Origin of the sequence: Bacillus cereus group sp. BcHK124 (assembly GCF_027712065.1) — a bacterium.
Classification (GTDB): domain Bacteria; phylum Bacillota; class Bacilli; order Bacillales; family Bacillaceae_G; genus Bacillus_A; species Bacillus_A pacificus.
The window spans coordinates 107,828-131,264 of sequence record NZ_JAQFPJ010000011.1 but is presented as its reverse complement, the minus strand read 5'-3'; the positions used below and the strand labels follow the sequence as shown (position 1 = coordinate 131,264).

The window sequence follows — 23,437 nt, the reverse complement described above, 5'->3', positions numbered from 1 at the left end:
TTACTTAAAGCGGGGCTTCTCGATTAATCGTTACTCTTCATAACTAATGAATTGTCTTACGACAGCCGAGCTATCTCCCTTGTTCCAAAGGTTGTTTTATTTAAATATATTCTAAAACATGTGAACATGTTCCGTCAAACTAAACTGCAATTTTTTCTTCAACTGTTTCTTCTACTTTTACTCGTTTATCATAAATGCTCGTTGCGATAAGCGCTACTACAAGCATTACCATGATTGCTATAAACAATACTTCCATATTATATAAATCAACAATCGCTCCGCCAACGACCGGCCCGAACATTTTCCCTACAGTCGCCGCACTATTTACAACACCTTGATAAAAACCTAGCTTATCTTTTGGCGCAAGTATATTTGCAATCGTTGGCACTGCTGGCCATACGAATAACTCACCAATTGTTAATGTTACCATCGCAACGAGGAACATCGTAAATTGCTGCGCTTGACTTAAAATAATGAATGAAGCCGCAAAAATGATGATTCCGATTATAATTTGTTGTTTTAAAGAACGCTTCATCCAGCGAATTAGCATACTAACTAGCGGCTGCGCACAAACGATCATCGCTCCGTTTATCGTCCATAATAAACTATAGTGACGAAGGCTAATGTTTAATTCTTGCATATGTGTTGCAATCGCTCCTTGCCACTGTACGTATGTAACCCAGCATAAAGCATATGCTACACATACGATAAGAAGTGCTTTGAATCCAGGTGTAAGCGACCAACCTTTTTTCGTTTCCACTTCTTTTTGTACTCCTGGCTCTTTCTTGTCTTCCATACCACGGAATCCAATAAAAGCAATTAAGAAGAAAACAAAATATAAAATAAAGTTCGCTAAGAAAATATAATCAAAACGATACGATGCAACTAATCCACCACACGCTGTCCCAATCGCAATACCAACGTTTTGTCCAACATACATCGCATTAAATGCTCGTCTTCCGCCCTCTGGCCAAACCGTACCAACCATCGCATACATCGATGGGAAGACCATTCCAGAACCAAAACCGATTAACGCTAGCCACACAACGTATAAAGGCCAACCGTGGAAGAACACAAGACCTAAAATCGATACGAGTGTAATGACAATCCCTACTAAAGTTGATTTATAACCGCCCCATTTATCAAATAAAACACCGCCGAGCAAGTTTCCGATTACACCAGTAAGCGAGTTGATCATTAATACCATTCCGGCCACAGATAAAGATTTTCCTAGGTGATCATGCAAATAAATTGTATTAAAAGGCCATAAAAAAGAAGCACCCGTGACATTAATAATCATCCCAGCTACTAATAGCCATACTTTCCTTGGCATAGTCTCCCCTCCTATTCTATTTTTTCGTTCATCTATAACAGTAAAATTGTAGTCGTTTTTAAATAGGAAGGCAACTGATTAATAGTTGATGAAATTCAGATAATGGTTTGTCGGTAAATGAAATTATATTGATTGCTGTTTGAAAATATATCGACGATTTTGGAAATATATCAGCGATTATTAAAATATATCGACTTACCGACAAAAAACGACAACAGCAACAATATATAAAGAGGCTGCATGAAGTTCATGCAGCCTCTTTATACTATCCAACTTCCTTTTCTCGCTTTGCACGTTCTTTCGCACTCCATTTAAACACCTTATCTAGTAGCGAGTATATTCTCCCAGACTCTTTCGTTACTAACGGTCCTAACGATGCCAATATTAAAACATATAAAGCAGAGAACGGTTTAATCGCTGCCATTAAGCCACCGGCAATGCCGATATTCGCTACAATAATAGAAAATTCCCCGCGTGACACGAGTGTTAAACCTATATTCGTAGAAGCCTTATGGGATAACCCGGCTTTACGTCCTGCAATCATTCCAGCAGTAAAATTGCCGATTAGAGTAATGAAAACTGCTCCTAATGCCAACCAGACTGCTCCTCCAAGCGAAAACGGATCTATGCTTAAACCGAAGCTGAAAAAGAATATGGCTCCAAAGAAATCACGGAATGGGACGACGAGCTTCTCAATTCGATCGCTATGCTCTGTTTCAGAAAAGACGAGTCCTAACAATAACGCTCCAATTGCCTCAGCGACATGAATCGTTTCTGAAAATCCTGCTACGAAGAATAAAATAGCGAATATTATGATAATAAAAATTTCATTTGAGGAAATATCTAATATTTTATTTAAAAACGGCGTAGCTTTTCTAGCGATTACAAAGAATAGTAGCATATACCCTACTGCGATTAACACCGATGTAAGAGCACCTACAAATGATGTGGCACCACCGAGTACTAACCCTGAAACGACCGATAAATATACAGCTAAAAAAATATCATCAAACATGATGATTCCTAATATTAATTCAGTCTCTTTATTACCAGATCTTCTTAAATCAACAATTACTTTTGCAACAATTGCACTCGATGAAATTGTAATGATTCCAGCAATAATTAACGTCTCTAATAAGGGGAAGCCCATAACATATCCATAAAGCAAACCTAATATGAAATTAAGTGATATGTGGACAGTCCCCCCAAAAGCAATTGATTTTCCTGATTTAATTAATTTTTTTATTGAGAATTCTAAACCTAAATAGAATAGGAGGAATATGACGCCAACACGGCCGAGGAAGGAAATAACTTCTCCGCTTTCAATAAACCTTAAATCGATAAGTCCTAAATCGGGGGCATGAGGCCCCACTAACATACCGAGTATAATGAGAAACGGAATAATCGAGAACTTTAACTTCGCAGCGAGGATAGCTGCAAAAGCTACTAATACTAACGCAGTTCCAACTTCAAAGATTAAAGTATCCATCGATTATGAATCACCTCCTGATGAAAGCAATTCATTAATAATTCTTTTCACTTCATGTCTCGCGCCTGATAACACGAGCATATCGCCAGCTTCAATAATAGAGTCTGGACCTGGATTAAAGAATTTCTTCATATTCTTTTTTAAAATAGCAATAATCGTTACGTTATATGTTTTTCTGACATGTAAGCTACCAATTGTTTTTTGTACGACTGGTGCATGATTCTCCACCTTAAACCATTCAATTGATAATCCTTCAAAAGCCATCTCAATTGTGTCTAAAGCTTGCGGTCTATATACCATTCCGCCTAATATAGCTGCAATTTGTCTCGCTTCAGAATCACGAAGAGAAATGCTTGAAATACTTTCATCATGATTTGCATCAAAATGATACATTTCTCTTCGGCCATCATCATGAATAACGATAACCAGCTTTTCATTGCCTTTTGTAATTACTTCAAACTTACATCCAATGCCCGGTAGCTCACTCTCTCTAATATTCATAATTCCCGCCTCCTAAAGTTTTTAGTTACGGCTTTTACAAATCTACATCAATCTCTGTTTTAAATTCTTCATCTTTTGAGATTCCCAAATACTTTAATGTCTCTGAAGGTGTCGCGTGATGGAAATGCTTTTGCAATAGCGCAATTGCTATTCCCCTTTTGTACGCGTGAAATCCAAATGTTTTTCTCATTGAGTTCGTTCCAATCTTTCCAACAATCCCAACCGCTTCAGCAGCATTATGAATTACACGATACGCTTGTTGACGCGTAATTGAATTTTTCGTTTTATTAGATTGAAATACGTAGTTTTCTCTTTTCACATCAATAGATTGTACGTACTCTAAAAGTGCTTCTTTTACTTTTGTATTTAAATAAATATCTTGTTTAAACTTTTCATCTTTCACAGGAAGAGAATAAAACTCTTTAACAGTTCCATCTTCATTTAATATCTCTTCAAATTTCATACTGAGTAGCTCAGTAATCTTTAATCCTGTGTTAATTCCAATAACAAATAAAAGATAATCTCGCTGCGAGTGCTCTTTTAAATACTTTTTCATCGCCTCAATTTGGCTTATATCTTTTAATGCTTCTACAACTTCCATACATGTATTCTCCTCATCTTATGAACGGTAATTTTCTCATCATGTTGTCCATTTTACCTTATCACGCTATGAGATTTCCATGTATTATCCATTATTTTTACAATATACTTTTAGGTTTTGAAATTTATAATTGTGCAAATACAGTAAGGGTAGGAATAATAAGGGATATAAGTTCAGCCTCTTTCTACAGATCGGATTCCTCCTTTCCTTATCCAGTTGCTTCTACTTTTATATTATGTTACTTATTTGCATTATATTATACATTTCAGTAACATTGAAGTGTTTTTTCTGAAAATAATAAAAACCGAGCGTTTTTGCTCGGTTTTTATTATTAATCTTCTTTCGGAAGAACAATTCCTTTATACAATTGAACTGTAATGAAGTAATAAATCGCATAAATAACTACGAAAATTACGATTGGTACCCAAATACGGAAGTACGGATCAACTAAAATAAATCCGAAAATATTCATACCAACTAATACGTGAGCGATACCTACAATCGCTGGGAATAGGAAGACTAAGAATAACTCTTTATAAATGGATTTTGTTAATAATTCACGGCGCACACCGATTTTACGAAGCATTTGATAACGTGTAATATCTTTTGATGCACCAGAAAGAATTTTAAACATTAGGCAGCTTGCCATCATTGCTAAGAACGCAATTCCAAGGAAGAATCCCATAAATACTGTCCCGCTCGCAAGACCGTAGAACATGTCATACATTTGATATTTACTACTCATTTGTTCAGCTTTTATATTTTTATATTTAACTAGCTGCAACTCGTCAAGTTTTTTCCATTCTTTTGTGTATGCTACGAAATCGTCTGTTTTTCCAGTAAATACAATTCCTTCTTTACCGTTTACAGTATCGTACATTTTTTGATCTACAATTTTAACGGCATGATCTTTGTATATATAGTATGGTTGAATTGTTCTAAATGCCTCTTCCCATTCTTCAGGCATTGCTTTTTCATTTTGATCTTGCACTGCTCCCGCTACTGTATCTACTGGAGCTTCTCCTGAAACTTCTTTATATTTACCGAAACTTTCCTTACCTACACCATCTCGAATAAATGGTTTATGTTTCTCTAAATCTTCTTTTACATAATAAATATATTTGTCGTCTACTTTATAACGATACTCAGTTTTATTTTTAAATGATATACCATCTAAAATTTTCTTCTCTTCAGCTGTAGGATTATGAATAATCGAATCATAAATTTCAAATCCATCAACCGTTTTTATAACGTTATTTTTAAATGCCATACCACCTGAAATTGCACCGGCTCCAAGAGCAACTAACATTGCTACTGTTGCAAGTACCTTCGTTAAACTATTAATACGGAAGTTTAATTGTGCAAATGTAAAAGCGTTAAGTCCCTTTTCACTACGCTTTTTATTACTTTTTAACTTTTTAATAATAACCGGAAGAAGTGAGCCAAATAGCATGTAAGTACCAGCTGTTGTTGTAATTAATGCAATAAGGATTCCCATTTCTCTTAACGTTTCCATATTTATCATCGATGCATATCCAATACCTAATAAAATAACCGCAAGGAATGCAACTACACCTGTCATTTTTCCTTTTACCGCAACACGTTCTGTTTGTGCATCTGCATGTACAAGTTGCAATACAGAAATACGTGATAACTTAATACTATTCATAATTGCTGATAATACAAATAGTGCGAAGAAGAAGATACAAGTAACAGTCATTGATGGAAGGTAAAATGCTTTATAGCCTTCACCAGCAAATTCTAATTGTTTCATTAATAACTGACCGATACCTTCTGCAAGTCCTACACCAACTGTAATACCAATCGCAAGAGACGCAGCGCCTAATACGATTGTTTCGATAAACATAAGTAATGTAACTTTATGCTTTTTTGCTCCTAACATCATATACATACCAAACTCTTTTTGACGAAGAGATAATAAGAAAGAGTTCGCATATAAAATATAGAAGAACGTTATAATAGCAAGTAAAAATGAACCTGCCTGGAATACAAATCCAATTGATTGAATAACTGAGTTAGATTCAATAAACGCTTTATTTAGAGCTAACGTTTGAAACATATAAAAAATTGAAATCGACATGACAAGGCCGACAAGTAAGACGATGTAATCTTTCAGCTTACTTTTCAGTCCTGACATGGAAAGTTTAAATAACATACTGGAGCCTCCTTTCTTACGCTTTTTGTGTGCCTAAGTCTGCAAGCACATCTAAAATCTCTTTATAAAATTCTTCACGTGTACCACCGCGGTGAATTTCTTTATATAGCTCACCATCTTGAATGAATAAAATACGCTGACAGTAACTTGCACTGTACGGATCATGTGTAACCATCATAATCGATACACCTTGATCTTTATTTAAGTTTGTCATCGCATCAAGTAAACTCGTTGCATTTTTAGAATCAAGCGCTCCTGTTGGCTCGTCCCCTAAAATAATTGCAGGTTCATGCACTAATGCACGCGCCGCTGCTGAACGTTGTTTCTGTCCACCAGATACTTCAGATGGATACTTTTGAAGAATTGCTGAAATGCCTAACATATCTGCTACCTTTTCTACTTTTGGCCCAATATTTCGCGACGAGACACCTTGAAGAGAAAGTGGAAGTGCAATGTTTTCGTAAATAGATAAGTTCTCTAATAAGTTAAAGTCTTGGAAGATGAATCCTAATTTTTGTGAACGGAAATCTGAAAGCTCACCTTGCTTCATTTGTGTAATATCCGTTCCTGCAATTTCAACAACGCCGCCCGTTGCTTTATCTAGCGTTGAAATTACATTTAATAATGTCGTTTTACCAGAACCAGATGGTCCCATAATCCCAACAAACTCACCCTCTTGAATTGAGAATGATACACCTTTTAATGCATGTGATTGATTCTCACCTTTTTTACCGTACACTTTTTGAACGTTTTTCACGTCTACAACTGGTTTCGTCATATATATCCTCCTACGCTTGTTTTTCCATTACCTATTTTGCGCCTTTTGGAGATGAACTGCTATTTGTTAACATTACAATTACCTTACACTTTTGTAATATAACAAAGGTGTACTTGTAAGCTTGGCTATTAATACTAGTAACATATTGAATTGGTAAATGAAATTATATCGGTGATTTTTCAAATATATCGACGATTCTCCTACTTTTATCAGCGATTTTTTTAATATATCGACTTATCGACAAAAGCCGACAATAAAAATAAGCTGCTCCACAAAAGGAACAGCCCACTTCTCTCTTTATCCCACTTTAATGAACAGTAAGACCCCCACTAATTAAAGTTTCACTTTATTTCTTTAAAGGTGTTACCGTCCAATACGTAATAACACGCCAAATCCATTCTAATGGACCCATTTTAAAGATTTTCATCCAAATCACACTACACACAATTTGAATTGCATAAATTGCGATACACACATATAACGTCTGCATGTACGTTAAGTTACCTGCAAAGTTAAATACACTTCCTGCGATTAAAATCATTGCAGTTTGTCCAATATAATTCGTTAAAGCCATACGACCATAATATTTCAGTGGCGCTAACAATGTTTGAACTAGTTTTAATTGAAGTAATAAAATTAATGCTCCAACATAGAAGGCTGAAATAATTGGTCCAACTGTAATACCAATTTTTAAAAATTGGCTTGCAGCATCCATTGTTCCGTCTTCAGTTTCCATTATCCCATTTATAAATGGTTCAGCAGGAACGTGCCCATATTGATACCATACAGCTATTACGCTTAAAACAAACATAATACCTGTAAAAATAGCGACTTTCTTTATGTTCTGCGTAAGATTTTCAAATACACGATATTGTCCTGCAGCAAGCCCTAATAAAATTAAGCCAAGTGGTAATAATTCTTTAACTCCCATTACACTAAAAGCTATTGTCAAAATAAGACCAATGACTAAGTTCACTTGTTTTTTCGCCTTATAAAACGGTAAAACGATTAACCCGCAAATTGCGTATAACGCTAGTGCTTCTCCAGGCTGAAACATTTGATGAATCAAACCGAAAATAAATAGTGCAACTAAACGGCGGAAAAATAAAACATATCCATTTTTCCCCTTTGCAATTGCTCTAGAGATAAAGATATAGAATCCCACTCCAAATAAGAATGAGAAGATTGAGAAGAAACGCCCTTCTACAAATAAGTATAGAAATCTTTGATAACTCGCATCTACTGTATTAGGATCCGGGATTTTAATGTTAAGTAGTGCAAGAATATTTACTAAAATAATCCCCAGTAATGCGAAGCCACGAATGTAATCTAACTCATCAATTCGTTTGTTTGTCATATTGTTCCCCATAAAGCAACTCCTTGTCCAAAATTTAATCCTCCCCTACTCTACTGGAAATGTAGTCTTACAACTATCGACAAACCTTACAGAAATCTTACATTATTGTCATATAGCAAAAATAAAACCAGGTCATATTGCGACCTGGTTTACTCTGATTGTTTCGATTTTTGAGGTTGTCCTTTTTTACTATTACGCTGCTTCACTTGCACAATCGGATCAAGTTCATTTGAAAACTCAGCGTTATGTCCATTTTGCGTTTTTTGTTCTGGATTATTTTGATCTGAACGTTTCGCCATTACATTCACTCCTTATTAGTGCGGTGTAATAATCATTTGATGTTGCAATTGGCGAATTGCCATACGTGCTCTATTTAATTGCTCACGTTGCTCATCATTCGCATGTTGTTGCATCGTTTGTAAATCGTTATATGCTTGTTCTAATTGTAACTGCGCATCCGAATACTCCATCGTATTATAATGCTCTTGTCTCATACCAAGATTTAGTTGTTCTTTCGCATATTCCACCGCTTGTTCCGCTTGTGTAATATACGATTCAAGTGATTGACGCTCTGCCATAATTGTCCCTCCTTGCTTCAATTCCCCTTTAGTGTGTCCCTTCCATATGAACCTTATGAGTATGTTATAATGGATTTTGTTTCATTTTGACTCGGCTTAGGAGGGAAAGTAATGAAGGTTCAAAACCCTTTTCCATATACAAACGACAATAAACGTTATCATACGTGGAATTACCATTTACGAAATGAATTTGGTGAAAAAATCTTTAAAGTTTCATTAGATGCGGGCTTTGATTGTCCGAACCGTGACGGTACAGTTGCTTATGGCGGTTGTACATTTTGCAGTGCTGCTGGATCTGGTGACTTCGCTGGCGATCGCCGCGATGATGTTATAACGCAATATCATGAAATGAAAGAAAAAATGCGCTCAAAGTGGAAAGATGGAAAATGTATCGCTTATTTTCAGGCTTACACAAATACACATGCACCAATTGAAGTATTAAAAGAAAAATTCGAACCGCTTCTAGCTGAAAAAGACGTTGTCGGCCTTTCTATCGCAACTCGTCCAGATTGTTTACCAGACGATGTCGTTGAATATTTAGCGGACTTAAATAAACGCACATATCTTTGGGTTGAACTCGGATTACAAACTGTTCATGAACGTACTGCAAATCTTATTAATCGTGCTCACGATTATCCTTCTTACGTGGAAGGCGTAAATAAATTACGTAAGCACGGCATTCGAGTTTGTTCTCATATTATTAACGGTCTTCCTCTTGAAGATTACGACATGATGATGGAAACAGCTCGTGAAGTAGCGAAGCTTGATGTACAAGGAATTAAAATTCATTTACTTCATTTATTAAAAGGAACGCCAATGGTGAAGCAATATAAAAAAGGACAACTAGAATTCCTTTCTCTTGAGGATTACGTAAGTCTCGTTGTTGACCAACTTGAAATAATTCCAGAGGACGTAATTGTGCACCGTATTACAGGTGACGGTCCACCTGATTTAATGATTGGTCCAATGTGGAGCTTAAATAAATGGGAAGTATTAAATTCCATCGATTCAGAATTTGTACGCCGCGGAAGCTGGCAAGGAAAATATGCAAATGAGGAGAAACAAAAATGAAATTAGAACGTGTATTACCGTTTGCTCGCACTCTCTTGCAAACGGCAGTAAAAGAAGGCGATTACGCTGTAGATGCAACTTTAGGAAACGGTCATGACACTTGCTTCCTAGCTGAAATCGTTGGCGATAACGGAAAAGTATTTGGATTTGATATTCAAAAAGAAGCAATTGAAAGCTCGACAACTCGTCTAAAAGAAAAAGAACTTTTCGAACGTACTGTTTTAGTTCACGATAGTCACGATACACTTCTATCCGTATTACCAGAAGATGCAAAAGGAAAAGTAACAGGCGCAATTTTCAACTTAGGTTATCTTCCAGGCGGCGACAAGCATATCGTTACAAAACCGAACTCAACAATTTCAGCGATCGAACAATTACTAGAAGTAATGGCACCTGAAGGAATCATCGTCCTTGTTATTTACCACGGACATCCAGAAGGACAAGTAGAACGCGACGCTGTTCTCAAATTTGCCGAAAAATTAGACCAAAAACAAGCACACGTACTGCGCTACGGCTTCATTAACCAACAAAATAACCCGCCATTTATTGTGGCGATTGAGAAGCGCTAAATATATCAACGATTTTTTCGATATATCGACGATTCGACACACTATATCGACTTATCGACAAAACACAACAAAAAAAGACGTGCACTTATTGCACGTCTTTTTGTTATCCTCCTATATAATGGATATATACACTGTATAGGAGGATAGAACTTTGCTAGTAGAACTAAGGGGAATTCAAAAGAAGTATGGCAAATCACTTATACTAGACAACATTGATTTATCCATTCCAGAAGGAGAAGCACTCGCCATTGTTGGCGGGAACGGGACTGGAAAAAGTACTCTACTCAAAATAATTGCAGGCTTTATTTCACATACGGCAGGGACAATTCAAAGGAAAGAACATATACAAATCGGTTATGTACCTGAACATTTTCCTGAAGGGATTCGTTTTACATTAGAAGATTATCTATATCATCTCGGTCGCATTCACGGTTTATCAACAAAATATGTAAAAGATAAAATCCCGCTGCTTCTTGAAAGGTTTCATTTACTTCATGCAAGGCATTCCGTTGTACGAAACTTTTCAAAAGGTATGAAACAAAAAACAGGCATTATGCAAGCGTTACTTACGGACGTACATTTATTAATTTTAGACGAACCGCTTTCCGGGCTCGATCCTAACTCTCAGCAAGAATTAGAACATATTTTACTCTCATTAAAACAACAAGGTATATCCGTGTTATTTACATGTCACGAAAAACAACTATTAGAAAACTTCGCTGATAGAATTGTGACGTTAGCAAATCATACAATCACAGAAAATATCTCTGCACAAAAAGGAGCAGAACAAGTCTATATTGAAGCAATTGTTCACGAAACATTTTCAGCGATAGAACTACAAAAACAATCCGGTTTTATACACGTTGCACACAATTCAAATCAAAACCTTATTCAATTACAAATCGAAAAAGAATATACAAACGAAATGCTTCAGTTTTTATTGCATAAAAAAGCATCTATCACACTGCTACAACCTAACTTTTAAATCGAAAGAAGGTTTATTATGTTTGCTCTTATTCGTTATCACTTTCTCGACTACACAAAATCGTATAAGTACGTCCCTCCTATTGCGATGTACTTCATGAGCTTACTTTTTGTATATGCATATAAACCGACTCCTATTGTACCGACATATTTAGAAACAGCTCTCGCGCTTTATTTATTATCTGCCTGGATTACAGTCACAATTTTCCATACGGAAGACCCTGTACAAGAGCAAATCACTATTTCACATACAAATAACATTTCCGCATTATACGTTGGTAAATATATTACGGCTCTTCTCATTTGTACTGTATTATCTTTTATATCCGTAATCTATCCCATTATTTTGCAAATGTTTAATGAAAAAATGACAGTTTCTTTATTTTTAGTCGGATTTCTCGCTCATATGTCTTTCTCTATACTAGGAATTTCAATCGCAACATTATTTACTAGAAATACGATTCAAAAAGCAGGCACTGCTTGGCTTAGCCTTACATTTATATTGCTTATAACGATTGCATCTATCCGGTTTAAAAAAGAGTTACTATGGTTTTTACCACCTGTCGAAAGCTTTCTCATGCTTGGACAATACAAATATAATATACTGACTCACACGCTATGGCTCACAGCTTGGGCTATCGTATATTCATTTTTATTATTTACCTTATTTCTGTTTATCGTTCGCAAAAAACGTTTTTAATTACATATTAAAGGAGACAAAACAATGATCGGAATACTAGCAGGAATGGGACCAAAATCAACTGGGCCATTCGTCGATACAGTTGTAGCGAAGTGCCAAACAATATACGGAGCAAAGCATGATATGGACTTTCCTCATATGATGATTTACTCGTGCCCAACCCCGTTTTACATGGATCGCCCTATTGATCACGAAGCGATGAAAAAAGCGATTATTAAAGGCGCACAAAAACTTGAAAGTACTGGCGTAGACTTTATCGCTATGCCGTGTAATACAGCGCATCTTTATTTTGAAGAATTACAGCGATCTCTTTCTATTCCTATTTTGAATATAGTTGATGAAACGTTACAAGCAATTCCTAAAAACGTAAAAAGAGTCGCTCTTCTTGCAACGGAAGCAACTGTTCAAGCTGGGATTTACCAAGATGGGATTACAAAACGTGATATAGAGTACATTCATCATGAAACATGGCAGGAAATGATTAATCAAATTATTACTTGGATTAAATCTGGAGAGATTGAAGAAGCTCGTGAATTGTGGAATGCGCTCGTTTTAAAATTGAGAGAGGAAGTTGATACGGCAATTATCGCATGTACCGATTTGAATGTGGTGGCGAGTGAGGATTTTGTTGATTCCTCTCAATGTCTTGCAAAAGCAATTGTTAGGATGTATGTAGAAAATATAAGGGGGTCCAAATGAATATACCTTTTGAAATGGGATACACATTTGATGAAAATCTTAGAGAAAAGCCTATATCCCTTGCTGAAATGAAGCAAGGGATTGTATTTGTGAAAGAACATTTACATAAAGAATCGTTATACGGAAAAAACTGCGGATTAATCGGTGTTTATGAACGAATCGTTGGCAACCTTTCTGACAGTAAGTATTACGTACAGGAGGCCATTGAATATTACACACAAACAGACAACATCCAAGGGATTTTTATTAACAAACTTCGTCTCGCACATACATATCATTGGGAACAAAATTTCCATACGGCAAATACACTTTTTACCGAGCTTCAACATATGTTGCCGAACGTTCCTACTTATAAAGACTTCTTCTACCAACATTATGGAAAAAGCAAATTAGATGAGGGTGACTTCCACACCGCCCTTACCTATTTTCAAAAGGCACTTCAAATTAGGCTACAAAAAGGAGATGAAGAGCTGATTCATTCAACTAAGCTTTGCATTACTTATTATATGTCTCATCAATAAAATCCCTAAAAACTTTTAACTTTCTTCACAATTCTTTCAAAGTAATCACACTTAATCTCGCTATATTAAATAAGTAGTTATTCATATAGGGAAGGTTAGGGGAACTGAAAGTATGAAAGTAAATCGTTCGCTTCATTACATTTTTTGGCGTTGGCATTTTTATGCTGGGCTTTTTATTACACCGCTTCTTATTACGTTGTCACTGAGCGGAATTGGGTATTTATTTCGGGAAGAGGTTGAGGATTTCATCTATAAAGATTTATATTTTGGGAAGAGTGCTCAAACAGAATCTATTTCGATGGCTGATTCTATTTCCTTAACAGAGAAAAAATATCCACATTATAGTGTGACGAAAATTAGTGAGTTTAATGGGGATTATAATACGAGACTTACGATTGCAAATGAATATACGGGACAACAAAAGTATGTGTATTTAGATAGCAATAATCAAATTGTTGGGGATCAAAATGCAAGTGAAACGTTTGCGAATATAATGCGTGAATTACATAGTTCTCTTTTAGTTGGTGGCACTGTCGTCAACTATACTGTAGAACTTGCGGCATGTTGGACAATCTTCTTAATTGCTACTGGGCTCTATATGAGTATACGCCAATTCAAAAACACACTGGCATCCAATAAGCGAGAAAAAGCAAAACGACGTCATTCTATTATCGGTATTATATTTACAATTCCTCTCGTTCTGCTAGTCGCATCTGGATTGCCATGGTCAGGATTTATGGGCAACCAAATTTATAAAATCGCATCGTCGAATGAATCGATCGGATATCCAAAGTTGTATATGGCACCGCCTGAATCAAAGGTAAAAGAATTGCCGTGGGCAACTAGAAAAGAAGCTCCTCCTGAATCGAATTCGAATGAGCCAAAAGCAATTTCAGTTGATACATTACAAAAAGGAATTGAAATAAAGAAGCCATACGTTATTTCACTACCAACTGATCCGAAAGGTGTATTCACCGTTTCGAAATCAAGCGGTTCTGGTATTACGGGCATGGATGTGGCACCAAATGAAGAAATAACAGCTTACTTTGATCAATATAGCGGAAAACTCATTTCAAAAACGGACTATCGTGATTATGGCTTATTTGCACAATGGTTCACTTATGGTATCCCGCTTCATGAAGGTCATTTATTCGGATGGCCAAATAAAATATTATGCTTACTAACGACATTATCTTTATTACTTCTCATTTATTACGGAATAAAAATGTGGTTAGCAAGAAAACCGAAAGGAAAATTAGCAGCACCGCCAAAGCAAAGAGATAAGAAAAGCATAATCGTTTTCTTTATCATGATGGTTATACTAGGCGCTGTCATGCCTTTATTTGGACTATCTGTGTTAGTTATTTTTGCGATTGAACTTCTTATATATGTATTTTCAAAAATACGCTCATAGTGAAAAAGCATTTGTACTACCGTGTACAAATGCTTTTTATTTACTATTTTCTTTTTTTCTACCACTTATTAAAAAGACAATATCTACTATAATAATTGTGCCAATTATTACTTGTGGCACATAATCCATCATAGTAGGACCACTTGGCCTATTCATCATCATATACATTCCAGTTACAAATGAAACGGAAAGTAGCACGAGTAACGTTATTTCAATATGGTCATATAGCTTTTGAAATAATTGCTTCATTTCGCCACCACCTTTACCATATTATAACAAAAAACCACTCTACATGAGTGGTTTTCTTCATCACTGCGCTGTTTTCTTTCGGTACATCTTCCCGTTCCAATAGAAGAATCGTGAAGTGAGACCCCCGTATTTTACAATGCGCCGTGCCATTTTGTGCATATTCTTTTGTGCTGATACTTTTTGATCTGATAAATAAATACCAAGTAATCCTCGGCTTATAAGGCGATGAAACTTCGCATGAGGCAAGTCACCAATGCTCTTCTCTGCTTCTTCTACAAAATGTTTCATACGATCTAATATCACTTGCTCGTTTTCGTAATAACTACAGAAATTTAAATCTCCACCTATACGGTCTTCTTCTTGATCAATGAAATAATCAAGTAAAATATGAAGTCCTTGTACGTAAGGGAAGTACCCTTGTCTAATTTTCGCAATATCTTCATCATGTAATTCATCATGGAAGGCATATGCGACAAGACAGAAGATTCCAAGTGTAGAACCAGCACATGCTGAAAATTCAAACCAACTCATCTCCGGTAAGTTTTCTTTATGCGCTTCAAACCATGTTTGTAATCGTGGTTCTCTTTCTTCTAATTTTACATGTTTATGAATTTGCAAATCACAATAATAACAAGCAAGTTCATGAAGAATAGGAGCAATTTTGTCATAGTGCTTCGTTTTCTTTAAAACATCTTGGCATGTTTCAACAAGTTCGTCTAAATAACCACCATCATCTTGATCATCACGATAGCGATAATAATTACCGCCACCTTCTACTTCAGGTGATAATGCCATTAACATAGATTCATGCAACGCGGCAAAATCATTTGGATCAAGTGATGTACTGCGATCACATAAATTATCTAAATAGTCGCTGATCGTTTGATACGCTACGATAAAACGAATACATTCCTCTCGGTGTTCATTTGCTAATAGCGCTAAAATACCACCGCCTTCGCAATGAAACGTTTTATGCTCAATACTTGCGATTGCCTGACTATGAAGCTCATCATTCGGAATATGGTAGGCACGCTCTTTCCACATCGCTAGCTCATGGTGTACAACCGGAAACACATCACGGTATACTTTCGCCATGAGCGTTATGGGATTACTCGGTACGTTCACTTCTTCCTTCATCTCCTCTATTCAATGTACAAATAATTTACTTATTTGTTTCTATTATGTTATTGATGCGTATTTCAGTAAATGCCTGAATATAATTCAAAATTTCATCACGCTCATACTCATTTAATAACTCATGATAACAATTCGGCCATTCTTTAAAAGCCTTATCACTTATTTTAACATTATCAAACCAAGTGCGGACACGTGTTTTATCTACAAGTTTATCCTCACATGCTTGCATTAGCAAGAGTGGAACGTCTGGAAAATCATCTATTTTCTTATGAGCAATTTCGATAGACTTAATCAATTCACTATACCAACGTACTGATACTTTGCGCAAGAACAATGAATCATTCTCCATCGCGTCTCTCACTTCATGATTACGAGTTGACATTTCCACTGTAAGATTCGTTGCGAATTGCAATTTTGGAGCGATAATATTTAATATTTTTGAGGCAGCTTGCAGCGGTGCAGAAGGTCCAGCTAATACGCCTAAACATGGCGAACTTAAAATAATACCGTCTACATCTTCTCTCTTCGTTTCTTGCATCATACGAATGACGATAAGACCACCCATACTATGACCGAATATAAAAATAGGTAACCTATACTTTCTTGCCTCTTTCACCCATAATTTAACTTCCTCTATGTATTCATCAAATGAATCAATATGTCCTCTATTTCTTGAAGTCGTTCCATGTGACGGAAGGTCTCCCATCACGACGTGGTAGCCGTTATGATTCCACATTTCCGCAACGGCTTCATAACGTCCGTGATATTCCATCGCGCCGTGCACAATAACGATTACAGCCTTTGCTTCCTCCGCTTCGTAATTCCACATACGAACCTCCTCCATTTCACTCTTTTTCATAATTTGATACACTGAAACTAGTCTCTAGGAAAGGAAGGCTTTACATGATATATCCTTATAAAGAAAAAAATCCGAAAATTGCGAGTAGTGCTTTTATCGCTGACTACGTTACCATTACAGGTGATGTTTCCGTTGGCGAAGAATCAAGTATTTGGTTTAATACAGTCATACGCGGCGATGTTTCACCAACAATCATCGGAGACCGGGTAAATGTACAAGATCAATGTACACTCCACCAAAGCCCACAGTATCCTCTTATTTTAGAAGATGACGTTACAGTTGGGCATCAAGTTATTTTACATAGCTGTCATATTAAAAAAGATGCTTTAATTGGAATGGGATCTATTATATTAGATGGTGCTGAAATTGGCGAAGGAGCCTTTATCGGTGCTGGCAGCCTCGTTTCACAAGGAAAGAAAATCCCGCCAAACACGTTAGCTTTCGGTCGTCCAGCGAAAGTCGTTCGTGAATTAACAGAGGAAGACCGTAAAGACATGGAGCGAATTCGCACGCAATACGTTGAAAAAGGTCAATATTATAAATCACTACAAAAATGATTTTACTGCTGCCATAACACTGGCAGCTTTTTTATATAAAATCTAACTTTTTCTTTACAAAACATTATTACTCCCTCAACAAAATCTTATTAAAATAAAAGCTAATATCTCCATATATATGTAAACGAGGGAGGAGAATTTTCATGAAGGTCAGTGGACTGTATAAAATAGAATGTTACATTTTCAAAGGAATTAACCGATACTTTGATCAAAAAACGTTAAACGTCTTTTTCAGCAATATTACTCATATCGGTGGCGCGACTTTCTCCATCGCACTCACACTGTTCTTTTTAATTTTCGCAGATGGAACTTTGCACCAAGCTGCAATTGCAACTGCTATTTCGTTAGCAATTAGCCATGTCCCTGTGCAAATATTAAAAAGATGGTATCCACGAAAACGTCCTTATTTAACAATTCAAGATGCAAAATATCCAGTCCATCCATTACAAGACCACTCTTTCCCGTCTGGTCACACAACAGCTGTTTTCTCTGTCTTTATTCCATTTATTTGCTATGATCCAAGCTTACTTATTTTCCTATTACCGTTAGCATTATGCGTTGGTATTTCGCGCATTTATTTAGGGCTTCACTATCCGTCTGATGTATTCGTCGGTATGTGCCTCGGCACTTGCTCTGGCATCATCTCTTTTTATCAATTCATCCCACTTTTCACATAAAGGAGTGATATGATGAGAGTCGCCATTTTTACCGATACTTTTACCCCACAAGTGAACGGGGTTGCGAAAACGTTAGAGCGGTTAACACGATATTTTCAGAAAGAAAAAATCGCCTATTCTGTTTTCGCTCCTCAGCATACAGCTGAAGATAATTTCGTAGCGAATGTGAACAAGATGAGAAGTATCCCGTTAACAATATTATATCCAGAATGTCGCTTTTCTTTTCCTACTCCGCGCATTAAACGAGAACTTCTTTCCTTTAAACCTGACATGATTCACATTGCTACACCTTTCAACATGGGACTTTGTGGATTGTATTATGCAAAAAAGTTAAACATACCAGTTGTCGGTTCTTATCATACTGATTTCGATGCTTATTTACGCTATTACAAAATCGAATTTCTCTCCAATATGCTTTGGAACTATTTAAAATGGTTTCATAGTCATATGCAAAAAAATTTCGTTCCATCCCCTGAAACATTACATCAATTAAAACATAAAGGCTTTCAGGCCCTCTCCATATGGGGACGTGGTGTGGATTGCAATCTTTTTCATCCAGCTTATAATACAGACCTATTCCGAAAAAAATATAATATTACAGCGAAGTACGTCCTTTCCTATATTGGACGGATTGCTCCTGAGAAAGATATTGATACGTTGCAAAATCTTATCGTTAAATCAACGCATACTCGAAACGATATTCATTGGCTCATCGCAGGAGACGGTCCTCTAGCAACAAGTCTTCGTGAAGATGTTTCGAAAACAAATGTCACTTTTACTGGCTATTTACAAGGCGTGGATTTAGCTGAAGCATATGCTTGTTCTAACTTGATGGTATTTCCATCAACTACTGAAACATTTGGAAATGTCGTACTTGAATCGCTTGCATGCGGCACACCTGTCATCGGTGCAAATAGTGGTGGAGTTAAAAATATTATTACAGATGGAAAAACGGGAGTTCTTTGTCCGCCCAAAAATGAGGACGCATTTCTATCATCCATTTATTCTTTATTACAAAGTGAAGAAAAACTGGAGCAGATGGGAATAGCAGCTTCATCTTATGCGAAATCAAAAAGCTGGGATGAGATCTTTCGTGGCTTGCTTAACCAATATGAAGAAGTCCTTCAACATAACGCATCAGAGTTACTTGCTTAAATAGAAAAACTCCCTTCAAAAAACGAAGGGAGTTTATTACACAGTTGTAAACTTTACTTAAATAAAGTGAAACTTTAATCAGTGGGGGTTTTCTTCATCCCCCACTGATTATTAGTTGAACCAATCGGACTTTTATGGGCAGTTGATCCCCCACCTAACTTCTTTGCTTTTCCTGAATTTTGAGGTGGGGGTCTTACTGCCCATTAAAGTCGGATAAATAATACACAAGGTGAAATATCACTTTATTCCTATATTCATTATAACAAAAATAAACATAACTAAATAGACTTGTAATAAAAACCCATAAAAATTAAAATATGGTTATACAGTATTTTAACTGTATAGTGATTTTAAGAAATTCCCCTTAAAATCAACTTACTCACATACCTTTATACAGTAATTGTTCCCCAATTTCTGTATACCAAAAAACCTTTCATTCATTTGAAAGGTCTTTTTGAGCCTGCACATATTCTTCTTTCGTATTCACATTTATAAACCAATCCGCATTTGCTTGTACATCTTCACCAGCAATATATTTCACATTACATTGTGATAAAAGCTGGTCCATACTTCTTTTTTCTTCCTGAAGCAAAGCATAAATCTTTTCTTTCACGCGGTTATGATACGCCGCAAGTAACGGTTGTTTCCTTCCATTAATAATAGGTACAACCGCATCGTATTCCTTGCTCGTTTGCTCGAGCAAAATGGTAAACCATTCTTGCGAAACATTTGGCGCATCGCAAGGCATAATAGCGTACCAATCTGCTTCTATATATTCCATTCCTGATACAATTCCAGCAAGTGGTCCGTCCCCTTTATAATGCGGAATATCTTCGATAACAGGAACTTGTACGAATTCCTCTACTCGCTCTTTTATATGAGAATGACTAATGACTACAACTTCTTGGAGCGCACTTGTCATCACTTTCAAAATATGCTCAATAAACGTACTCCCTTGCCAGCTTGCTAATGCTTTCGGCTCACCGAATCTACTCGACATACCGCCCGCTAATACAATTCCAGCCCACTTACTCATTGGCGATGCAACTCAAATGTAATATGACCTAATTCTGGTAAAATTAATTTATTCATCGCAAGACGAACTGCGCCACTAGATCCTGGCATCGAGAAGACTACTTTGTGCCCAATTGTACCACCAATCGCTCTACTTAACATTGCGCTGCTTCCGATATCTTCTAAATAACTAATCATGCGGAACAACTCACCAAATCCAACAATTTCTTTATGTAATAACGCTGATACTGCTTCAATCGTCACATCGCGTTTCGTAATGCCAGTACCGCCATTTGTTAATACAACATCTACATCTTCTCTATGATAACCATCTAAAACTGCTTGCTGAATACTTTCTTTATCATCTTTTACAATTTCATAAGATGTCACTGTATGGCCTGCTTCTTTTAACAATTCATGTAATAGTTGTCCGCTCTTATCTGTCTCTTCTGTACGTGTATCGGAAATCGTCACGATCTTACAACGCACTTCTTTTGGCGCTTGTTTTTTATGTTCGGTTACGCTCATTTTTTATCTTTCCTTTCATTTCATTGTAAAATTATGTATGAATCAAAGAATTCAACATGATACAATATAAGTATATTTATCCATATAAAGGAACTTTTCATGATTCAAAATATAAAACGATACGTACCCATTATACCATTCTTAACTATATTATCCCTTTTTCAATGCATCGCTTACGGGTTCGATATTAACTTTTTAAAATTGTATGCTATTATGCCTGATGGTGGTATTACTCACTCTACAGGAATAGTTTCCACATATGTATCAGATAGATGACACTATATACTTCTTAAAAAGGAGATTCATTATGGAACTATACAAAAAATTAACAACAACATTCATCCTCTTATTCATCGCTTCCATCACTGTCGGCTTTTCCTTAAAAGGAGCAATCCCATACGCGACATTGGTGAGCATTATATTTGCAACACTATTTTTACTAAGCAGTGCTTTTTGCGCGGGCAAAGCACGTCAAATGAAAGGCTGATTATATATAATCCTTTGTAAATCATGCGGGAAAGAAATACAAACGTATGAAAAAGCGTGGATTCATATGCCATTTCCGCCAAGTGGTATGACTAATATAAGAAAGTATATTGAACTAGAAGGACACATTTATTGTAGCTCGTGTATTGAAATAATGAACAAAAACTAGTAAATACAAAAGGTGGGCTTATATTGTTTGAATCAAACCGTATCCAGTTACGAAAGTTTTCCGAAGATGATATTCTAACGTATTATAAATGGCATAATGATATAGACGTTATGAGTTCAACTACACTTAACCTTGATAAATATTCCTTTCAAGATACAGAAAAACTTTGCCAGCAATTTATTCATTCTCCAAACGCTAAGAGCTATATCATTGAAGAAAAAGCTACGAACCTTCCAATTGGCATTACTTCTTTAATTCATATTGATTCGTATAATCGAAACGCTGAATGCATTATTGATATTGGTAAAAAGGATTACTGGGGACAAGGTTATGGGAAGGAAGCTTTCACCTTATTATTGAATTATGCATTTTTAGAATTAAATTTACATCGCCTTTCTTTACGAGTATTTTCTTTTAACGATAGAGCAATTAAATTATATAAATCACTCGGTTTTCAACATGAAGGAACTTGTAAAGAAGCTATATTCCGCAACGGCACTTGGCATGACATTGAACTCTTCGCTTTATTCCAACGTAATTATAAATAAAAAAAGCTTTGCGCTCACCGCGCAAAGCTTTTTTTCATATATTATAGACCAGCTTGCTCTTTTAAAGCTGCAGCTTTGTCTGTACGTTCCCATGATAGATCTACATCAGTACGTCCGAAGTGGCCGTAAGCTGCTGTTTGTTTGTAAATTGGGCGACGTAAGTCTAGCATTTTAATAATACCAGCTGGGCGAAGATCGAAGTTGTTACGAACTAGTTCTACTAGTACGTCTTCAGATACTTTACCAGTGCCGAATGTATCAACTGAAATTGATACTGGTTGCGCTACACCGATTGCGTATGCAAGTTGTACTTCTGCTTTTTCAGCAAGACCAGCTGCTACGATGTTTTTCGCAACATAACGAGCTGCATATGCTGCAGAACGGTCAACTTTTGTTGCATCTTTACCAGAGAATGCACCGCCACCGTGGCGAGCGTATCCACCGTAAGTATCAACGATGATTTTACGTCCTGTTAAACCAGCATCACCTTGTGGTCCACCAATTACGAAGCGGCCAGTTGGGTTAATGAAGAATTTTGTTTCTCCATCGATTAATTCTGCTGGTACTACAGCTTTAATTACGTGCTCTTTTAAGTCGCGATCGATTTCTTCCCATGTAACATCTGGGTGATGTTGTGTAGAAATTACGATAGTATCAACACGTACTGGTTTACCATTTTCATCATACTCAACTGTAACTTGCGTTTTTCCATCCGGACGTAGGTATGATAATGTATCATCTTTACGTACTTCAGTTAAACGGCGAGCTAATTTGTGAGCAAGCGAGATTGGAAGTGGCATTAACTCTTGTGTTTCATTACATGCGAAACCAAACATTAAACCTTGGTCTCCTGCACCAATTGCCTCAATCTCAGCGTCAGTCATTTGACCTTCGCGTGCTTCTAGCGCTTGGTCAACACCCATAGCGATGTCAGCAGATTGCTCATCGATAGATGTTAAAACTGCACAAGTTTCTGCATCGAATCCGTATTTTGCGCGTGTGTAACCAATGCCTTGAATTGTTTCACGAACGATTTTTGGAATATCTACGTAAGTAGAAGTCGTAATTTCCCCCGCTACCAATACTAAACCAGTTGTTACAGTTGTTTCACAAGCTACACGTGCATTTGCGTCTTTTGATAAGATCGCATCTAAAATTGAATCAGAAATTTGGTCACAAATTTTATCTGGATGTCCTTCAGTTACAGACTCAGATGTGAACAGATGACGTTTTTTTGTCATGTGGTAAACCTCCCTACAGTAATTGTATATATTGTACGGAACTCAT

At 36.4% G+C, this 23,437-nt stretch carries 27 protein-coding genes; 12 read left to right on the top strand and 15 right to left on the bottom strand.

The annotated features are described in order from the left end of the window. Window positions 1-139: 139 nt before the first annotated feature. The 9 genes from PDK19_RS17520 to PDK19_RS17480 all read right to left on the bottom strand — a co-directional run bounded on the left by PDK19_RS17520 (window position 140) and on the right by PDK19_RS17480 (window position 8,813). Window positions 140-1,333 (bottom strand): MDR family MFS transporter, encoded by a 1,194-nt coding sequence (locus PDK19_RS17520; protein ID WP_001137557.1) that lies wholly within the window; start codon window positions 1,331-1,333, stop codon window positions 140-142. Window positions 1,334-1,598: 265 nt separating this feature from the next. After that, on the bottom strand, window positions 1,599-2,822 hold the full coding sequence (locus PDK19_RS17515; RefSeq protein WP_049110697.1) for a cation:proton antiporter: 1,224 nt from the start codon (window positions 2,820-2,822) through the stop codon (window positions 1,599-1,601). Between the two features lie 3 nt (window positions 2,823-2,825). Further along, window positions 2,826-3,323, bottom strand: a complete 498-nt coding sequence (locus tag PDK19_RS17510; RefSeq protein WP_001026043.1) for a cation:proton antiporter regulatory subunit — start codon at window positions 3,321-3,323, stop codon at window positions 2,826-2,828. A gap of 34 nt (window positions 3,324-3,357) precedes the next feature. Further along, entirely contained in the window at window positions 3,358-3,924 is a 567-nt protein-coding gene (locus PDK19_RS17505; RefSeq protein ID WP_000454214.1) for a tyrosine-type recombinase/integrase, read from the bottom strand. A 331-nt stretch (window positions 3,925-4,255) separates the two neighbouring features. Continuing rightward, window positions 4,256-6,100 carry an FtsX-like permease family protein gene (locus tag PDK19_RS17500; RefSeq protein ID WP_049110699.1) on the bottom strand — a complete coding sequence of 615 codons (1,845 nt, stop codon included), beginning with the start codon at window positions 6,098-6,100 and terminating at the stop codon, window positions 4,256-4,258. 16 nt (window positions 6,101-6,116) lie between these two features. Then, window positions 6,117-6,878 carry an ABC transporter ATP-binding protein gene (locus PDK19_RS17495; RefSeq protein ID WP_000165859.1) on the bottom strand — a complete coding sequence of 254 codons (762 nt, stop codon included), beginning with the start codon at window positions 6,876-6,878 and terminating at the stop codon, window positions 6,117-6,119. A gap of 346 nt (window positions 6,879-7,224) precedes the next feature. Continuing rightward, the gene (locus tag PDK19_RS17490; protein WP_000527874.1) at window positions 7,225-8,247 is read right to left on the bottom strand and encodes a DUF418 domain-containing protein; all 1,023 of its coding nucleotides are present in this window, start codon (window positions 8,245-8,247) and stop codon (window positions 7,225-7,227) included. Window positions 8,248-8,384: 137 nt separating this feature from the next. Then, window positions 8,385-8,534: a hypothetical protein gene (locus PDK19_RS17485; protein WP_001129340.1), complete on the bottom strand. Its 150-nt coding sequence runs from the start codon at window positions 8,532-8,534 to the stop codon at window positions 8,385-8,387. A 15-nt stretch (window positions 8,535-8,549) separates the two neighbouring features. Beyond that, window positions 8,550-8,813 (bottom strand): YtzC family protein, encoded by a 264-nt coding sequence (locus PDK19_RS17480; protein WP_000840873.1) that lies wholly within the window; start codon window positions 8,811-8,813, stop codon window positions 8,550-8,552. A gap of 111 nt (window positions 8,814-8,924) precedes the next feature. Here PDK19_RS17480 and PDK19_RS17475 point away from each other — a divergent pair, with 111 nt between their 5' ends. The 7 genes from PDK19_RS17475 (at window position 8,925) to PDK19_RS17445 (ending at window position 14,771) form a co-directional block, all read left to right on the top strand. Beyond that, window positions 8,925-9,884: a TIGR01212 family radical SAM protein gene (locus tag PDK19_RS17475; RefSeq protein ID WP_270707715.1), complete on the top strand. Its 960-nt coding sequence runs from the start codon at window positions 8,925-8,927 to the stop codon at window positions 9,882-9,884. Beyond that, the gene (locus tag PDK19_RS17470; protein ID WP_000764491.1) at window positions 9,881-10,453 is read left to right on the top strand and encodes a class I SAM-dependent methyltransferase; all 573 of its coding nucleotides are present in this window, start codon (window positions 9,881-9,883) and stop codon (window positions 10,451-10,453) included. The genes PDK19_RS17475 and PDK19_RS17470 overlap by 4 nt, the downstream gene beginning before the upstream one ends. Window positions 10,454-10,604: 151 nt before the next feature. Continuing rightward, complete coding sequence (locus PDK19_RS17465; RefSeq protein WP_000959731.1) at window positions 10,605-11,438, top strand: ABC transporter ATP-binding protein; 834 nt, start codon at window positions 10,605-10,607, stop codon at window positions 11,436-11,438. A gap of 18 nt (window positions 11,439-11,456) precedes the next feature. Continuing rightward, window positions 11,457-12,137, top strand: coding sequence for a hypothetical protein (locus PDK19_RS17460; RefSeq protein WP_000457756.1), 681 nt, complete (start codon window positions 11,457-11,459; stop codon window positions 12,135-12,137). Between the two features lie 24 nt (window positions 12,138-12,161). Then, a complete protein-coding gene (locus PDK19_RS17455; protein ID WP_270707712.1) occupies window positions 12,162-12,836 on the top strand; it encodes an aspartate/glutamate racemase family protein in 675 nt (224 codons plus the stop codon). Beyond that, a complete protein-coding gene (locus PDK19_RS17450; protein ID WP_270707710.1) occupies window positions 12,833-13,357 on the top strand; it encodes a hypothetical protein in 525 nt (174 codons plus the stop codon). Before PDK19_RS17455 ends, PDK19_RS17450 begins: the two co-directional genes overlap by 4 nt. A 112-nt stretch (window positions 13,358-13,469) precedes the next feature. Beyond that, on the top strand, window positions 13,470-14,771 hold the full coding sequence (locus PDK19_RS17445; protein ID WP_000867814.1) for a PepSY-associated TM helix domain-containing protein: 1,302 nt from the start codon (window positions 13,470-13,472) through the stop codon (window positions 14,769-14,771). A gap of 36 nt (window positions 14,772-14,807) precedes the next feature. On the opposite strand, the gene PDK19_RS17440 is transcribed toward PDK19_RS17445, so the two are convergent. From PDK19_RS17440 to PDK19_RS17430, 3 genes are read right to left on the bottom strand one after another with little or no spacing between them, the layout of a single operon-like run. Beyond that, complete coding sequence (locus tag PDK19_RS17440) at window positions 14,808-15,020, bottom strand: hypothetical protein (RefSeq protein WP_000811313.1); 213 nt, start codon at window positions 15,018-15,020, stop codon at window positions 14,808-14,810. A 60-nt stretch (window positions 15,021-15,080) separates the two neighbouring features. Next, window positions 15,081-16,145, bottom strand: a complete 1,065-nt coding sequence (locus PDK19_RS17435) for a tetraprenyl-beta-curcumene synthase family protein (protein ID WP_001102457.1) — start codon at window positions 16,143-16,145, stop codon at window positions 15,081-15,083. Between the two features lie 37 nt (window positions 16,146-16,182). Then, complete coding sequence (locus tag PDK19_RS17430) at window positions 16,183-16,986, bottom strand: alpha/beta hydrolase (protein WP_049110713.1); 804 nt, start codon at window positions 16,984-16,986, stop codon at window positions 16,183-16,185. A 74-nt stretch (window positions 16,987-17,060) separates the two neighbouring features. Between PDK19_RS17430 and PDK19_RS17425 the strand changes: the two genes are divergently transcribed. From PDK19_RS17425 to PDK19_RS17415, 3 genes are all read left to right on the top strand, one after another. Beyond that, window positions 17,061-17,573: a gamma carbonic anhydrase gene (locus tag PDK19_RS17425; RefSeq protein ID WP_000640209.1), complete on the top strand. Its 513-nt coding sequence runs from the start codon at window positions 17,061-17,063 to the stop codon at window positions 17,571-17,573. 143 nt (window positions 17,574-17,716) lie between these two features. Further along, window positions 17,717-18,250, top strand: a complete 534-nt coding sequence (locus tag PDK19_RS17420; protein ID WP_000868590.1) for a phosphatase PAP2 family protein — start codon at window positions 17,717-17,719, stop codon at window positions 18,248-18,250. Between the two features lie 12 nt (window positions 18,251-18,262). Beyond that, complete coding sequence (locus tag PDK19_RS17415; protein ID WP_001261614.1) at window positions 18,263-19,405, top strand: glycosyltransferase family 4 protein; 1,143 nt, start codon at window positions 18,263-18,265, stop codon at window positions 19,403-19,405. Between the two features lie 433 nt (window positions 19,406-19,838). Here PDK19_RS17415 and PDK19_RS17410 read toward each other — a convergent pair whose 3' ends face one another. Then, window positions 19,839-20,441, bottom strand: coding sequence for a molybdenum cofactor guanylyltransferase (locus tag PDK19_RS17410; protein ID WP_000049470.1), 603 nt, complete (start codon window positions 20,439-20,441; stop codon window positions 19,839-19,841). Beyond that, entirely contained in the window at window positions 20,438-20,947 is a 510-nt protein-coding gene (locus tag PDK19_RS17405) for a MogA/MoaB family molybdenum cofactor biosynthesis protein (protein ID WP_000117137.1), read from the bottom strand. Before PDK19_RS17405 ends, PDK19_RS17410 begins: the two co-directional genes overlap by 4 nt. 307 nt (window positions 20,948-21,254) lie before the next feature. On the opposite strand from PDK19_RS17405, the gene PDK19_RS17400 reads away from it, so the two are divergent. Together PDK19_RS17400 and PDK19_RS17395 are read left to right on the top strand one after the other, a co-directional pair. Further along, the gene (locus tag PDK19_RS17400; RefSeq protein ID WP_000424797.1) at window positions 21,255-21,434 is read left to right on the top strand and encodes a hypothetical protein; all 180 of its coding nucleotides are present in this window, start codon (window positions 21,255-21,257) and stop codon (window positions 21,432-21,434) included. Between the two features lie 191 nt (window positions 21,435-21,625). Continuing rightward, the gene (locus tag PDK19_RS17395) at window positions 21,626-22,150 is read left to right on the top strand and encodes a GNAT family N-acetyltransferase (protein ID WP_000464115.1); all 525 of its coding nucleotides are present in this window, start codon (window positions 21,626-21,628) and stop codon (window positions 22,148-22,150) included. Between the two features lie 41 nt (window positions 22,151-22,191). On the opposite strand, the gene metK is transcribed toward PDK19_RS17395, so the two are convergent. Continuing rightward, window positions 22,192-23,391: a methionine adenosyltransferase gene (gene metK / locus PDK19_RS17390; protein WP_000163115.1), complete on the bottom strand. Its 1,200-nt coding sequence runs from the start codon at window positions 23,389-23,391 to the stop codon at window positions 22,192-22,194. Between the last annotated feature and the right edge of the window lie 46 nt (window positions 23,392-23,437).

Bases quoted from the DNA above. Each gene is read 5' to 3' on its own strand.
- PDK19_RS17425 (WP_000640209.1), top strand. From the start codon at position 17,061: ATGATATATCCTTATAAAGAAAAAAATCCGAAAATTGCGAGTAGTGCT.
- metK (WP_000163115.1), bottom strand. From the start codon at position 23,391: ATGACAAAAAAACGTCATCTGTTCACATCTGAGTCTGTAACTGAAGGA.
- PDK19_RS17405 (WP_000117137.1), bottom strand. From the start codon at position 20,947: ATGAGCGTAACCGAACATAAAAAACAAGCGCCAAAAGAAGTGCGTTGT.
- PDK19_RS17495 (WP_000165859.1), bottom strand. From the start codon at position 6,878: ATGACGAAACCAGTTGTAGACGTGAAAAACGTTCAAAAAGTGTACGGT.
- PDK19_RS17490 (WP_000527874.1), bottom strand. From the start codon at position 8,247: ATGGGGAACAATATGACAAACAAACGAATTGATGAGTTAGATTACATT.
- PDK19_RS17460 (WP_000457756.1), top strand. From the start codon at position 11,457: ATGTTTGCTCTTATTCGTTATCACTTTCTCGACTACACAAAATCGTAT.
- PDK19_RS17455 (WP_270707712.1), top strand. From the start codon at position 12,162: ATGATCGGAATACTAGCAGGAATGGGACCAAAATCAACTGGGCCATTC.
- PDK19_RS17515 (WP_049110697.1), bottom strand. From the start codon at position 2,822: ATGGATACTTTAATCTTTGAAGTTGGAACTGCGTTAGTATTAGTAGCT.
- PDK19_RS17440 (WP_000811313.1), bottom strand. From the start codon at position 15,020: ATGAAGCAATTATTTCAAAAGCTATATGACCATATTGAAATAACGTTA.
- PDK19_RS17505 (WP_000454214.1), bottom strand. From the start codon at position 3,924: ATGGAAGTTGTAGAAGCATTAAAAGATATAAGCCAAATTGAGGCGATG.
- PDK19_RS17520 (WP_001137557.1), bottom strand. From the start codon at position 1,333: ATGCCAAGGAAAGTATGGCTATTAGTAGCTGGGATGATTATTAATGTC.
- PDK19_RS17415 (WP_001261614.1), top strand. From the start codon at position 18,263: ATGAGAGTCGCCATTTTTACCGATACTTTTACCCCACAAGTGAACGGG.
- PDK19_RS17480 (WP_000840873.1), bottom strand. From the start codon at position 8,813: ATGGCAGAGCGTCAATCACTTGAATCGTATATTACACAAGCGGAACAA.
- PDK19_RS17475 (WP_270707715.1), top strand. From the start codon at position 8,925: ATGAAGGTTCAAAACCCTTTTCCATATACAAACGACAATAAACGTTAT.
- PDK19_RS17485 (WP_001129340.1), bottom strand. From the start codon at position 8,534: ATGGCGAAACGTTCAGATCAAAATAATCCAGAACAAAAAACGCAAAAT.
- PDK19_RS17470 (WP_000764491.1), top strand. From the start codon at position 9,881: ATGAAATTAGAACGTGTATTACCGTTTGCTCGCACTCTCTTGCAAACG.
- PDK19_RS17400 (WP_000424797.1), top strand. From the start codon at position 21,255: ATGGAACTATACAAAAAATTAACAACAACATTCATCCTCTTATTCATC.
- PDK19_RS17410 (WP_000049470.1), bottom strand. From the start codon at position 20,441: ATGAGTAAGTGGGCTGGAATTGTATTAGCGGGCGGTATGTCGAGTAGA.
- PDK19_RS17510 (WP_001026043.1), bottom strand. From the start codon at position 3,323: ATGAATATTAGAGAGAGTGAGCTACCGGGCATTGGATGTAAGTTTGAA.
- PDK19_RS17445 (WP_000867814.1), top strand. From the start codon at position 13,470: ATGAAAGTAAATCGTTCGCTTCATTACATTTTTTGGCGTTGGCATTTT.
- PDK19_RS17420 (WP_000868590.1), top strand. From the start codon at position 17,717: ATGAAGGTCAGTGGACTGTATAAAATAGAATGTTACATTTTCAAAGGA.
- PDK19_RS17450 (WP_270707710.1), top strand. From the start codon at position 12,833: ATGAATATACCTTTTGAAATGGGATACACATTTGATGAAAATCTTAGA.
- PDK19_RS17430 (WP_049110713.1), bottom strand. From the start codon at position 16,986: ATGTGGAATTACGAAGCGGAGGAAGCAAAGGCTGTAATCGTTATTGTG.
- PDK19_RS17500 (WP_049110699.1), bottom strand. From the start codon at position 6,100: ATGTTATTTAAACTTTCCATGTCAGGACTGAAAAGTAAGCTGAAAGAT.